Origin of the sequence: Shimia sp. MIT910701, assembly GCF_047126315.1 — a bacterium.
Lineage (GTDB): Bacteria > Pseudomonadota > Alphaproteobacteria > Rhodobacterales > Rhodobacteraceae > Shimia.
Genome location: NZ_CP138953.1, coordinates 333424 through 345914, shown reverse-complemented (window position 1 = coordinate 345914; position 12491 = coordinate 333424). Strand labels below are relative to the sequence as shown.

The 12491-nt window shown below is 58.4% G+C and carries 11 protein-coding genes, 1 tRNA gene, 1 pseudogene and 1 riboswitch; of the genes and pseudogenes, 6 read left to right on the top strand and 7 right to left on the bottom strand.

Annotated features, from left to right (window positions below):
• The 3 genes and pseudogenes from SIB38_RS01690 (at position 1) to ddpX (ending at position 2451) form a co-directional block, all read left to right on the top strand.
• Positions 1–987: an ABC transporter ATP-binding protein gene (locus tag SIB38_RS01690; protein WP_412551212.1), complete on the top strand. Its 987-nt coding sequence runs from the start codon at positions 1–3 to the stop codon at positions 985–987.
• Positions 974–1930, top strand: a complete 957-nt coding sequence (locus SIB38_RS01685; protein WP_294117145.1) for an oligopeptide/dipeptide ABC transporter ATP-binding protein — start codon at positions 974–976, stop codon at positions 1928–1930. The genes SIB38_RS01690 and SIB38_RS01685 overlap by 14 nt, the downstream gene beginning before the upstream one ends.
• Positions 1927–2451 (top strand): annotated as a pseudogene (gene ddpX / locus SIB38_RS01680) (D-alanyl-D-alanine dipeptidase). The gene SIB38_RS01685 and the pseudogene ddpX overlap by 4 nt, the downstream one beginning before the upstream one ends.
• Before the next feature lie 20 nt (positions 2452–2471).
• Here ddpX and SIB38_RS01675 read toward each other — a convergent pair.
• From SIB38_RS01675 to SIB38_RS01660, 4 genes are read right to left on the bottom strand one after another with little or no spacing between them, the layout of a single operon-like run.
• A complete protein-coding gene (locus SIB38_RS01675) occupies positions 2472–3512 on the bottom strand; it encodes a FecCD family ABC transporter permease (protein ID WP_294117143.1) in 1041 nt (346 codons plus the stop codon).
• A complete protein-coding gene (locus SIB38_RS01670; RefSeq protein ID WP_412551211.1) occupies positions 3513–4460 on the bottom strand; it encodes an ABC transporter substrate-binding protein in 948 nt (315 codons plus the stop codon).
• A gap of 12 nt (positions 4461–4472) precedes the next feature.
• Entirely contained in the window at positions 4473–5255 is a 783-nt protein-coding gene (locus tag SIB38_RS01665; protein ID WP_412551210.1) for an ABC transporter ATP-binding protein, read from the bottom strand.
• Positions 5252–5656: a DUF1636 family protein gene (locus SIB38_RS01660; protein ID WP_412551209.1), complete on the bottom strand. Its 405-nt coding sequence runs from the start codon at positions 5654–5656 to the stop codon at positions 5252–5254. The genes SIB38_RS01665 and SIB38_RS01660 overlap by 4 nt, the downstream gene beginning before the upstream one ends.
• Positions 5657–5755: 99 nt before the next feature.
• A riboswitch (cobalamin riboswitch) is annotated at positions 5756–5969 on the bottom strand.
• A gap of 378 nt (positions 5970–6347) precedes the next feature.
• On the opposite strand from SIB38_RS01660, the gene SIB38_RS01655 reads away from it, so the two are divergent.
• Complete coding sequence (locus tag SIB38_RS01655) at positions 6348–9137, top strand: bifunctional aconitate hydratase 2/2-methylisocitrate dehydratase (protein WP_294117138.1); 2790 nt, start codon at positions 6348–6350, stop codon at positions 9135–9137.
• Between the two features lie 86 nt (positions 9138–9223).
• Here the strand turns inward: SIB38_RS01655 and SIB38_RS01650 are convergent, their stop codons facing one another.
• Complete coding sequence (locus SIB38_RS01650) at positions 9224–10021, bottom strand: phosphatase PAP2 family protein (RefSeq protein WP_294117136.1); 798 nt, start codon at positions 10019–10021, stop codon at positions 9224–9226.
• A gap of 262 nt (positions 10022–10283) precedes the next feature.
• Between SIB38_RS01650 and SIB38_RS01645 the strand changes: the two genes are divergently transcribed.
• The gene (locus SIB38_RS01645; protein WP_412551208.1) at positions 10284–11078 is read left to right on the top strand and encodes a LytTR family DNA-binding domain-containing protein; all 795 of its coding nucleotides are present in this window, start codon (positions 10284–10286) and stop codon (positions 11076–11078) included.
• Between the two features lie 107 nt (positions 11079–11185).
• Here the strand turns inward: SIB38_RS01645 and SIB38_RS01640 are convergent.
• Both SIB38_RS01640 and SIB38_RS01635 read right to left on the bottom strand, forming a co-directional pair.
• A tRNA-Ala gene (locus SIB38_RS01640) sits at positions 11186–11261 on the bottom strand.
• Positions 11262–11358: 97 nt separating this feature from the next.
• Positions 11359–11688 (bottom strand): TIGR02300 family protein, encoded by a 330-nt coding sequence (locus tag SIB38_RS01635; RefSeq protein ID WP_294117132.1) that lies wholly within the window; start codon positions 11686–11688, stop codon positions 11359–11361.
• A 108-nt stretch (positions 11689–11796) separates the two neighbouring features.
• On the opposite strand from SIB38_RS01635, the gene SIB38_RS01630 reads away from it, so the two are divergent.
• Positions 11797–12489, top strand: coding sequence for a M48 family metallopeptidase (locus SIB38_RS01630; protein WP_294117131.1), 693 nt, complete (start codon positions 11797–11799; stop codon positions 12487–12489).
• Positions 12490–12491: the final 2 nt, after the last annotated feature.

Below are 12491 nucleotides of genomic sequence, written 5' to 3'. Positions count from 1 at the left end.
ATGGCGGACCCAGTATTGAAAATTGACGGACTGGAAGTTCTGTTTCCGGGCTTCGCAGGTGATGTGCATGCGGTGAACGGTGTGGATCTGGAAGTCCAGCCGGGCGAGATTGTTGGCCTTGTCGGCGAAAGTGGTTCGGCCAAATCCGTGACAGCGATGACCGCCCTGCGGCTCCTGCCGGACGGCGCGTTCCGGCAGGACGGCGGCAAGATCAGCCTGCTTGGCCGCGATGTGCAATCCATGTCCGAGCGCGAGATGAACCGCCTGCGCGGCGGTGATGTGGCGATGATCTTTCAGGAGCCACAAACGGCTCTGAACCCAACCAAGACCATTGGCAAACAGATGCTGCGGGTGATCGAGTTGCATTCCAATCTGCGTGGCATGGCGGCCCGGGATCGGGCCATCGAACTGCTTAAGGATATGCGCATCAATGATGCCGAAGAAATATTGGGGCGCTATCCCTTTGAGCTCTCCGGCGGTATGCGGCAGCGTATCCTGATCGGCATGGCCTTTGCCTGCTCTCCCAAGCTGCTGGTGGCGGATGAACCCACCACCGCTTTGGACGTGACCGTACAACGGCAGGTGCTGCAACTGCTGCACGCCAAAGCCCGCCAAACCGGCGCCTCGGTATTGTTCATCTCGCATGACCTCGCGGTGATCAGCCAGTTTTGCGACCGTATCTATGTGATGTACGCAGGCCGCGTGGTGGAAACCGGACCGGCCCAAAAGGTGCTCGGCAACCCGCAGCACCCCTATACGGCCGCTTTGATCGAAGCCTTGCCAGAAGACGCGGACCCGGGCGCACCGCTGGCCTCTATCCCCGGTACCGTGCCCAATCTGGTCATCCCCCCAAGGGCTGCGCCTTTCAGGCCCGCTGCTGCCACGCGCGGGACGCCTGCAACTCGCGCCCATCACTCACGGATGTGGGTAAGAAACACCAAGCCGCCTGCTGGCTCTGTGAGGAGGTCACCGCATGAACACCAATAGCGTGATGACGCTCACCAACATCCACATGCGCTTTCCCTTTGGCGAAGACTGGCGCGGCCGTCCACGTGGCTTTGTGCACGCACTTAATGGCATTGATCTGGATATTCCTCGCGGGAAAACGCTGGGCATTGTGGGAGAGTCCGGCTGTGGCAAGTCTACTTTGGCGCAGGTGCTCATGGGCATCCGCAAACCTTCTGAAGGGGAGGTCACCCGTTACTTTGGCGCAGACCACGATGTGCAGATTGTGTTTCAGGATCCGCAAAGCTCGCTTAACGCGCGTATGCCGGTTTGGCGCGTGATCACGGAACCGGTCTTTGCGGTCTCCAAAACCCCAAAGGCCGAGTTGCGTGCGCTGGCCGCAGAGCTTGCCGCCAAAGTGGGGCTGCGTCCCGAAGTGCTGGACCGCTATCCACATGAATTCTCCGGTGGCCAGCGTCAGCGGATCGCCATTGCCCGCGCGCTGTCCTCCGACCCGGATGTGATTGTGCTCGACGAACCCACCTCGGCGCTCGACATCTCCATTCAGGCGCAAATCCTCAACCTGCTCAAAGAGCTGCAGGCGGCACGTGACCTGACCTACATTTTCATTTCCCACGACATCTCCGTGGTGCGTTATCTCTGTGATGAGGTGGCGGTGATGTATCTGGGGCAGGTGGTGGAGCACGGCGCGTCGGAAGTTGTCCTTGCTGCGCCCAGACATCCTTACACCCGTCTCCTGTTGGACTCGATCCCCACCATGCGCGCCACCGGCGGGCTGGGCGAGGCTCTCAGCAACACCGATCTCCCGTCCAACCGTAATCTGCCCGCAGGCTGCTTCTTCAAGGACCGCTGCGAGCTGGCGGGCGTGGGCTGTGACGTACGACAAAACATGGTGCCGACCGAGCAGGCCCAGGTGCGCTGTTGCCAAACAACAGCAGCCATCCCTCAGAAGGTGCCTGCATGACATTGGTCGCGATCCAACATGCAGCCATCGACGTGCAGCTGGCCTATGCGACCACCCAAAACTTTGCCGGTGAGGTGCTTTACACCACGCCGGAGGATCAACAGGCGCGCCTGCACAGACACGCCGCTGATGCGCTCTTTCATGCCGCTGATCGCGCCGCCGCCCTCGGACTGCGCTTTCTGCTGCTGGATGCCTATCGCCCCCAAGCGGTGCAACGCCGCTTGTGGGAGGTACGGCCCGACCCCGAATTTGTTGCAGACCCCGAGATTGGGTCAGACCACAGCCGCGGCACCGCCGTGGACCTGACGCTGACCCGCGCAGACGGCACTGTGCTCGATATGGGCACAGACTTTGACGCCGCCCTGCAATAATCGCATCACTCCAGGATCGACATCCACCGTGAGGCCCAGCAAAATCGTTTGATTCTGTTGGGTCTCATGGTGGGTGCCGGTTTTGAGATCAACCCCTATGAATGGTGGCACTACGCCTTGGAGAACTCGGAAAACTATCCGCTTCTCTGAGGTGATTAGGACAGGGCGCTTTACCGCGCCCGCCGCCGCAACAACCAGACAAAGAACATACCGCCCACCAAGCCGGTGACGATGCCAATCGGCATGTCTTCCGGTGCCATAATTGTGCGTGCGATGATGTCGGACCACAAAAGGTAGATTGCACCAAACAGGGCAGAGGCCGGGATCACGCGGGCATAATCCCCGCCCACCAGCATCCGCACAATATGCGGCACCATCAGGCCAACAAAACCAATCATGCCGGAAAAGGCGACCATCACCCCGGTGATCATGGCGCCGACAACAAAGATCATCAGACGAAACCGCGCCACCGGAATGCCCAGGGTGGAGGCGGTCTCATCCCCCACCGTCATCGCATTCAATTTCCGCGCATTGATCCAGATGTAGGTGCCGCAGAGGGCGAGCACCGCCAGCGGGAAAATCAAATGACTCCACTGCGCCAAGCCCAGACCACCCAGCATCCAGAACACCACCGTATGTGTCGCCCGTGGGTCGCCAAGGAAAATCAGCACATTGGCCAGCGACATCACAATGAACGACACGGCCACCCCCGCCAGGATCAACCGATCCGCGCTGGTGGCCGAGGCAAACTGCGACACGGCCAGCACCAGTAAGGTGGCCGCCAAGGCCCCGCCAAAGGCAAACAACGGCACGGTGATGAGTCCCCAAAACATGCCGGTGTGCATTAGGACCATGATCGCCCCAAAGGCCGCGCCGGAAGAAATCCCCAGCAAATGTGGATCGGCCAGCGGATTGCGCGTCACGGCCTGCAAGCTGCCGCCCACAACTGCCAATCCGGCGCCCACCAGACAGGCCAGCAAAGCGCGAGGAAACCGAATGTCCCAGACAATCGCTTCCCGTCCTTTGGACCAGTCCTGCTCAATTGTGCCCGGCGCGACCTGATTGATCAGGATGCTCCAGACGGTTTGCAGGGGCACAGAGACCGCCCCCACACTGATTGCGACCGATATCGAGAAAAGCAACAGGAGCACCCCTGCGCCGATCACATAAGGAAACCTGCTCTTTGGCTGTCCTGCTGCTCTTCCTGTCATTTATTTCGCCCGGAACGCTTCTGCGAGGGTTTTCACCGCAGCGATGTTGCGCGGACCTGGCGTCGCTTCAACGTATTCCAGGGTCACAAACCGGTCGTTCTTCACCGCGTCCATCTCGGCAAAGGCCGGATTGTTCATCATGAAGGCGCGCTTTTCTTCTGCGGTCACATTGCCGTAGTTCACGATCACGATGACCTCCGGGTTGCGCTCCACAACCGGTTCCCAGCCAACCTTGGCCCAGCTTTTTTCCAGATCGTTCATGATGTTGGTACCACCGGCCGCTTCAATCAACGCGTTTGGCATCGCATAGCGCCCTGCGGTGAACGGCGTGTCTTCGCCGCTGTCATAAACAAACACACGTGGGGCCGTTTCCAGAGGCGCCAAACCATCCGTGAAGGCGGCGAGGTCTGCTTTGTAGCCATCGACAAGCGCATCCGCCTTGTCTTTCACGTCAAAGATCGCGCCGAGGTTTTGGATGTCGTTGTACATATCATCCATGCTGGCGGCGTCTTTCTCGCCAATGTGGATGCAGCTCTCGGTCAGCTCATAAACCTTGATGTCAAACGGCGCGAGCGTCTCTGGTGTGACTTCGCCGCCCACTTTCATGCCGTAGTTCCAACCGGCAAAGAAGAAGTCCGCATCCGCGCCGATCAGCACCTCTTTACTTGGGTATTTTGCGGACAGCTCTGGCAGTTCTTCCACACCCGCGCGCATCTCTTCGTCCAGCGTCTTCCAGCCAGAGATACCGGTGTAGCCGACCATGCGATCCGCCAAACCCAGCACGAGCATCATTTCGGTCAGGTTCACGTCGTTGGAAATGGCCGCTTTGGGCGGTGCGTCAAACGTCACTTGGCGGTTGCAGCTGTCCACGGTGGTTTCCGCCAGCGCAGCGGTGGTGGACAGAGCCAGAAGAGCGCTGACCGCGACGGTTGTCAGTTGGGTTTTCATGGAGAAGGTCCTTTAGTTAGGTAGATGAAAAGTGAGGTGTTGATTTTGGCTGACGCTCAGCACTTGGCGCTGGGCGGTGACTGAAAACGTGTCAGAGACAAGCTGTTCGCTCAGCACGTGATCGGCGCTGCCAAAGCCTTGGCTGTGTCCGTCTTTCAACAGCAGGATGGCGTCACACACGTCTGCGGCCATGTTCAGATCGTGCAACGAGACCACGATGGTCAGCCCAAGCGACCGGATCAGCGATAGGATTTCGAGTTGATGGCGTATGTCGAGGTGGTTGGTGGGCTCATCCATCACCAGAACCTGCGGCTGCTGCGCCAAAGCCCGCGCGACCATCACCCGTTGCCGCTCGCCCCCTGAGAGGGTGTCGAAATCGCGGGCAACCAATGCTTCTAGCTGCATCCGGGAGATGGCCGCATCAATGATCTCCGCATCTCTTGCGCCTTCCGACGACAGTCCACTGCGGTGAGGCGTGCGCCCCAGAGCCACAATATCGCGCACCGAAAGGCCAAAGGCCCCTGGTTGTTCCTGCAACACAGCGGCCACCTTGCGGGCGGCGACTTTGGCGGACATCCCCCAAAGGTCCTGTCCATCCACCAAAATCTGCCCGGATGTGGGCTTCTGATAGTGATACACCATCCGCAACAGCGTCGACTTGCCTGCACCATTGGGGCCAACCACGCCAAGCACGCGGCCTGGATAGACCTCAAAACTCACAGGATTCAGCAGGAAGGGCTGGTTTCTGCCGGGGCGCCAGCACACATTCTTTGCCACCAGATGCCCTGCGATCATGATAGGCGCTCCGCGCTGTCTTCAATCGCCAGCATCATTGACGGTACCCGTGCCAAGGTGTTTTTGCGCAGCTTGCCGGGGCGATCCACCGACGAACACCAGCCGTCCCCAAGCACCGCATATTGCTGGGCAAAGGACACCAAATCCTCAATGTCCTGTTCCGGCGTGATGTCGCCAAAAAGATAGGTCGCCTTGCGTGTGCTGTGATAGGCCACGGTGCAGGGTCGCTTGCAGCTCGCCATGCAGGCCACACCGGAAATCTCGAACTCTTCCGTGATTGCATCACCCGCCATATCAATGGCGGCGCGCAAGCGCTTGATCAACTCATAACCGGGACGACAGCTTTCGCCGACATGTTTGCAGGATGTGCAAATCGAAATTCTGTGGGTGGGGTTGGCCATCTCGCCCTCCGCGATAGCGCGGGGCAAGCACAGTCAGTTTTTCACACGGATCAATCCGTAAAGCCATCTTGGCCTCCTGTCCGGACGCCCCGCCCGGGTTGAAGTTATCGTCGTGATGGCAGGTCTCCTGACTTGCGGGTTGTCGCGTTCCCGAACCTTCCCAAACGCATCGCGCTCAGTGGTGTTCTCGGGAGGCTCGCCGCTTACAGTTGCGGGGGCAGTTACGGAGTTGGTCTTTGAAGGCCGCACCGTATTCCCTTTTCATCCCGTTCTGACAAAGGTCGTCGCGGGAACCATCTCCGTCACCAAGTCAGGCAAAATCTCGATTGTGTCAATTCATTTTTGAACGGACGCTTTGTTCTGCGGCATCATGTGTCATGACGTTTTCCGAGTCGGAACTTAGGTCGCAACCTCTGGATGTAGGCTTCTTCTCGGATCCATATGCCGTCGGTTTTGTCTGTTTTGGTACGGCGTTGTGGTCTGGAAAACGAGCCAGTAGACACTTACAATAGTCGTCATACGCCGCTCTGCGACATCACGTTTGAGTAAGCCAAGACAATTGTTCCGAAGGGCAACTTGCGTCTTTTTCAAGCTTGGTATACATCGGCATACAATACCTGCCCTGTGAATCGCCTCCGGGTCAAAAACAGGGTGTTCATGCTTAAGCCAACCTCAAATCGCTAGGATCATCATGAGCTTGTATACAGATTATCTGAATGAGATTGAGACCCGCAAAACCGAAGGTCTGAATCCAAAGCCAATTGATAGCGGCGCGCTGGTCAGCGAACTGATCGAACAGATCAAAGACACCGGCAACGCCCACCGCGAAGACTCCCTGAAGTTCTTCATTTACAACACCTTGCCAGGCACCACGAGCGCCGCAGGTGTGAAAGCCGAATTCCTCAAAGAGATCATTCTCGGCGCGGCTGACGTGGCTGAAATCACCCCGGAGTTTGCCTTCGAACTGCTGTCCCACATGAAGGGTGGCCCATCGGTCCGCGTACTGCTTGACCTGGCGCTGGGCGACGATGCCGCGATTGCTGCGCAAGCCGCAGCCGTGCTGAAGACTCAGGTCTTCCTCTATGAGGCCGACACTGATCGCCTTGAAGAAGCCTTCAAGGCCGGCAACGCCATCGCCAAAGATCTGCTGGAAAGCTACGCCAAGGCGGAATTCTTCACCAAGCTCCCAGAAGTCGAAGAAGAAATCAAAGTTGTGACATACATCGCCGGTATCGGAGATATCTCGACCGACCTTCTGTCGCCCGGTGCCGAAGCACACTCCCGTGCCGACCGTGAATTGCACGGCAAATGCATGTGCTCGCCGGAAGACCAGGTGGCCATTCAGGAACTGCAGAAACAGCACCCTGAGGCACGTGTGATGCTGATTGCGGAAAAAGGCACCATGGGTGTGGGCTCGTCCCGTATGTCTGGTGTGAACAATGTGGCGCTGTGGACCGGTAAGAAGGCATCGCCTTACGTACCGTTCATCAACATCGCACCTGTCGTCGCGGGCACGAACGGCATCTCTCCGATCTTTCTGACCACCGTGGGCGTGACCGGCGGTATCGGCATTGATCTGGACAACTGGGTCAAAAAGACCGATGCGGACGGCAATGTTGTTGTGGATGAAGACGGCGAAGCCGTGCTGGAAGAAGCCTACTCCGTGGCCACTGGCACCGTGCTGACCATCAACACCAAAGACAAAACGCTGCGCGATGCGGACGGCAACGTGCTGAAAGACGTCTCTGCGGCCTTCACCCCGCAAAAAGTGGAGTTCATGAAGGCGGGTGGCTCCTACGCTGTGGTCTTTGGTAAGAAACTGCAGACATTTGCTGCAGGCGCTCTCGGTCAGGAACTGAAATCTGCCTACGCACCATCCAAAGAGCTGTCTGTGGAAGGCCAAGGCCTGACCGCAGTTGAAAAAATCTTCAACCGCAATGCGTTGGGCACCACACCGGGTGCAACGCTGCACGCGGGCTCTGACGTGCGCGTCAAAGTGAATGTTGTTGGCTCACAGGACACCACTGGTCCGATGACCGCGCAGGAACTTGAGGCGATGGCGGCGACTGTGATCTCCCCTTCCGTGGACGTGGGCTATCAGTCCGGCTGTCACACCGCGTCGGTTTGGGACAAGAAGGCGCAAGCCAACATTCCGAAGCTGATGAAGTTCATGAACGACTTCGGCCTGATCACCGCGCGTGACCCGAAGGACGAGTATCACGCGATGACCGACGTGATCCACAAAGTGCTGAACGACATCACCGTGGATGACTGGGACGTGATCGTTGGCGGCGATAGCCACACCCGTATGTCCAAAGGCGTCGCCTTTGGCGCGGACTCCGGTACTGTTGCTTTGGCGCTGGCGACCGGCGAAGCCTCTATGCCGATCCCTGAGTCCGTGAAGGTGACCTTTAAGGGCAAGATGGCTGACCACATGGACTTCCGCGACGTGGTGCACGCCACCCAGGCGCAGATGTTGCAGCAGCACGGCGACAACGTCTTCCAGGGCCGCGTGATCGAGGTTCACATCGGTACATTGCTGGCCGACCAGGCCTTCACCTTCACCGATTGGACCGCAGAGATGAAGGCGAAAGCCTCTGTTTGTATCTCCAACGATGACACGCTGATCGGGTCCCTGGAGCTGGCGAAAAGCCGCATCCAGATCATGATCGACAAAGGTATGGAAAACCGCACCAACACGCTGCAAGGCCTGCTGGACAAAGCGGACGCACGTATCGCGGACATCCGTTCCGGTGCGAACGGCGCTCTGAAGCCGGATGACAGTGCCAAGTACTTTGCCGAGGTTGTGGTTGATCTGGACCAGATCGTTGAACCCATGATCGCCGACCCAGACGTGAACAACGAAGACGTGTCCAAGCGGTACACACACGACACCATTCGCCCTGTGTCTTACTACAATGCAGAGAAGGTGATTGATCTGGGCTTTGTCGGCTCCTGCATGGTGCACAAAGGCGACATCAAGATTGTGGCGCAGATGCTGAAGAACCTCGAAGCTGCCAACGGCAAAGTCGAGTTCAAGGCACCGCTGGTTGTTGCTGCCCCAACCTACAACATCATTGATGAGTTGAAGGCAGAGGGCGACTGGGAGATCCTGGAGCGCTACTCCGGCTTTACCTTTGACGATCTGTTCCCAAAACAGCAGGCCCGCACCGAGTATGAGAACATTCTCTACCTCGAGCGCCCAGGCTGTAACCTCTGCATGGGTAACCAGGAAAAGGCGGAGAAGGGTGACACCGTTCTGGCAACCTCAACCCGCCTGTTCCAGGGCCGCGTTGTGGGCGACCTTCCGGAGAAGAAAGGTGAATCGCTGCTGGCATCGACACCACTGGTTGTGTTGTCCGCAATCCTTGGCCGCACACCAACTCTGGAAGAGTACAAAACCGCTGTGGAAGGCATCGACCTGACCAAGTTTGCACCTCCTCTGGAAGTTCCGGCCAACACCAAGTCGGCGCACTTCTAAAGCCAGACGGCGCTTCGGCGCAGTTTAGCAAAACGAAACCCCGGCGCAGCGATGCGCCGGGGTTTTGCGTTGCGTGGGCGCTTTGTTCAGATTCGAGGTTTCATATTTTTCAAAGCCCTCAGGATTCCGTTGCGATTGCTCAAGAAGAAGGAGAGCCCAACCGCGATCAAAGACACAAACAGCGCCGAGAAGATCACGTCAGATAGGAAATGACCGCCAAACACCACACGCAGTAAGGCGCCTGCGACGGCTAGACTTAGCGCCGAGCCAAATAGGGTGCGGCGGAGTGCCGACGACCTGACAAATCGGGTCAGCACATAGGCGGCGATGGCAAAGGCGGTCGCGCCAGCGGCCTCGCCGGAAACAAAGGAGCAGTTGGCGACACATTGCGCCGCAATTTCAAAAGGCGGCGTGAACAGCAGGTCTCCGCCAAATTCCGTGGTCGCGACAGGCCGCGCGCGTCCCCAATGCGCCTTCAGGATGGAGTGCACCAACAGGCCCGGTCCAAAGAGATAAACCCCAACCAGGAAAAGCCAAACGCTCCCGGGGATGGTGAGCAGTTTGATATGTTTGAGCGCCAGCAAAGCACCAATCAGCGCCAGAACAGCCATCGCCGTATAGGCATGATAGCCGATGGCCCGCAGTTGTTTCAGGCTGTCGGCCTGCGCAAGATAAAACCCCTCTTCCGTGCTCCAAAACAGAGACGACACCCAGAGGTCAAGCGAGGGCAGAGAGGCAAACAGCGCCTGAAATGCGGCTGTCATCACAAGCAGCCAAAGCAAGGCCCGAAGGCGGGTTTGCCGCGTTTTGAGCTGCCATCTGCGCCGGGCGCTGTCGGAAAAACGGTCGCTTTGAGCGAGCTGTGTCGATGTCATCAAGTCCATCCTGTTCTGGCTCTTAGCGGACATGTGGCGCGCAAGAGCTATAGCCGTGCGTTGGTCCTGCCGCCGCTGCACCCGAGGTCTTGGGCGCAAAGCAATTCGCGGTGCGGGAGCGCAGCGAGGCAGTGGACTGAGGACTGGCGCAAAGGCGGCTTACCGATCCAGCGCAGATGCTTGAGTGGGCGGCGATCTGCGTGTGTGGTCACGCGGATTTCGCGAACGGTCGTTTCTGGACCGGTCGCGAAGCGGGTGGTAACGAGGGAGCATGATTTCGCAGAAGATTGCCCTCACCCCTCAAACACTAAAAACCACATTTGCTGCTTCGGTGGCTGGTGCAGTGGTGGTGTTGGTTCTGCAGCCGGAACACACCTCAAGCCTACCGATTCTGGTGGCTTATGGGCTTTGGGCGACACATCTGTTTTTTGGATTTTTGCTGTTTCTGTCCGGTGTGGCCTTGCTCCAACGGCTGGGCTGGCGCAATCCCTGGCCCACCATCGTGTCGGCCTTGATGTTGCCGATTCTGTTTGGCTGCGTCTCTCTGGCGCTGGACTATGGTTTTGGCAATCCGGAAGAGGGCGAACCAACTGCTACGACGTTTCTGGGTTTGCTGCTCGAAGAGATTGTCGCCGTCACGCCGGCCAGCTTTGTCATTGCCGGTGCTTTGATCTACCTGCTGCGCCGCGAAGCGCCGCCCGTTGAGCCCGCCGAGCCCGACGAGCCCACGCCCGTGTCGTTAAGAGGCCTGATCGCGTCCGTGCCGCTTGATCTTGGAAACGACATCATCCGCATGCATGCACAAGACCACTACGTCGAGGTGGTCACTACTCAGGGCCGTAGTCTGTTGTCCGAGCAGTTTGGCGAGTGCGTCGAGAAGCTCGCGGACCTTGACGGCATACACTGCCATCGCTCCCATTGGGTGCGTTTGGCCCATGTCGTGGACATCAAGAAAAAGGGCAGCGCCTATGCTAGCCTCTTGAGCAATGGGGACGAGGTCCCGATCAGTCGGCGCAAATACAGCGAATTCAAGTCCCGCCTCCACGACACAGCCACCAGCACCTGACGGTTTTTCAGGCGGATTGGGTTGTTTTTTGCGAAAGCGATGGGCGCGAAACAGCGGACACAACCCGAGTATGGAGCCGGTCTGACTTGACTGTACGGAGGTTGGTTTGGTGGAGCCTAGGAGGATCGAACTCCTGACCTCTACAATGCCATTGTAGCGCTCTCCCAGCTGAGCTAAGGCCCCAAACCTGGTAGGCATCTCTGCCTGTGCGCGCCTAATTAGGCGCATCCCGGGGCGGGTTCAAGCGAAAAATTCCGCCCCAGGGAAACTTTTTTGACGATTAGTTTTCTTCGTCGTCAGAGGCCACGTCCGCGATTTCATCCAGCGAAACGTTGTCGTCCTCATCATCGTCATCCAGGACATCATCTTCGAGGTCCAGATCAACGGTGTCATCATCATCCAACACGTCATCCGCGTTGTCTGCATCAGACGCTTTGGCTTTCAGTGTTGCCGCATCCGCTTCGTCTGCCGCAATCATCCGGCTCTTGCCGGCGTCTACTTCCACGACATCGCCCGTGTAAGGGCTGATGACTGGGTTTTTGTTCAGGTCATAGAATCGTTTGCCGGTGGTTGGGCAAACGCGCTTGACGCCCCATTCTTCCTTGGGCATGGGTTGTCCCCTTCAATCGGTTGAGTCTCTCTCGACGATTTGGGGGAGGTGCCATAACAATGGCCCCGTGTCAAAGGGTAACATCGCATTGTCGATATAGGAGCGCGCATGGCGCAACATATCATCCCCGGAACGCCTCCTGTAGCGGTGGCTTTGCGCCGATCCAGCCGCGCGCGGCGCATCAGCCTGCGGGTGTCGCGGCTTGATGGGAAGGTGACACTGACGATTCCCTCCAGCGTTTCAGAGCGCGAGGCCATGGCCTTTGCTTTTGAGAAACAGGACTGGCTGCGCAAGCAGGTCGCACAACAGCCCGAAACTGTGGCGGTCGCACATGGCGCATCGGTGCCAGTCGCCGGGCGTCCACGATTGATAGTTGCCGGTGAGGGCCGATCCGTGCGCCTGGGAAGCGATGAGCTTTCCGTGCCCGGCAAGCCCGAGCAGGTCGCGCGCAAGGTGCAGGGCTTTTTGAAAGAACTCGCGCGCCACCGACTCGCCGAAGCGGTGGATCATTACGGCGCGCGCTTGGGGCGTCAGCCGACCAAACTCACTCTGCGTGACACCCGTTCCCGTTGGGGGTCTTGCTCCTCCACTGGGGCGCTGATGTTCTCTTGGCGTCTGGTGATGGCCGCGCCAGATGTGTTGGATTACGTGGCGGCCCATGAGGTGGCGCATCTCAAGGAGATGAACCACTCCCAAGCCTTCTGGAACGAAGTCTCCATCATTCACGGCCCTTACGAGGCCCCACGCCGCTGGCTGCGCGACCACGGACAGGAATTGCACCGCTACCAATTTGCCGCGTAACC

What these genes read in the sequence shown, in the direction of transcription:
- SIB38_RS01690 (WP_412551212.1), top strand. Translation starts at nt 1, where the DNA reads ATGGCGGACCCAGTATTGAAAATTGACGGACTGGAAGTTCTGTTTCCG.
- SIB38_RS01685 (WP_294117145.1), top strand. Translation starts at nt 974, where the DNA reads ATGAACACCAATAGCGTGATGACGCTCACCAACATCCACATGCGCTTT.
- SIB38_RS01675 (WP_294117143.1), bottom strand. Translation starts at nt 3,512, where the DNA reads ATGACAGGAAGAGCAGCAGGACAGCCAAAGAGCAGGTTTCCTTATGTG.
- SIB38_RS01670 (WP_412551211.1), bottom strand. Translation starts at nt 4,460, where the DNA reads ATGAAAACCCAACTGACAACCGTCGCGGTCAGCGCTCTTCTGGCTCTG.
- SIB38_RS01665 (WP_412551210.1), bottom strand. Translation starts at nt 5,255, where the DNA reads ATGATCGCAGGGCATCTGGTGGCAAAGAATGTGTGCTGGCGCCCCGGC.
- SIB38_RS01660 (WP_412551209.1), bottom strand. Translation starts at nt 5,656, where the DNA reads ATGGCCAACCCCACCCACAGAATTTCGATTTGCACATCCTGCAAACAT.
- SIB38_RS01655 (WP_294117138.1), top strand. Translation starts at nt 6,348, where the DNA reads ATGAGCTTGTATACAGATTATCTGAATGAGATTGAGACCCGCAAAACC.
- SIB38_RS01650 (WP_294117136.1), bottom strand. Translation starts at nt 10,021, where the DNA reads ATGGACTTGATGACATCGACACAGCTCGCTCAAAGCGACCGTTTTTCC.
- SIB38_RS01645 (WP_412551208.1), top strand. Translation starts at nt 10,284, where the DNA reads ATGATTTCGCAGAAGATTGCCCTCACCCCTCAAACACTAAAAACCACA.
- SIB38_RS01635 (WP_294117132.1), bottom strand. Translation starts at nt 11,688, where the DNA reads ATGCCCAAGGAAGAATGGGGCGTCAAGCGCGTTTGCCCAACCACCGGC.
- SIB38_RS01630 (WP_294117131.1), top strand. Translation starts at nt 11,797, where the DNA reads ATGGCGCAACATATCATCCCCGGAACGCCTCCTGTAGCGGTGGCTTTG.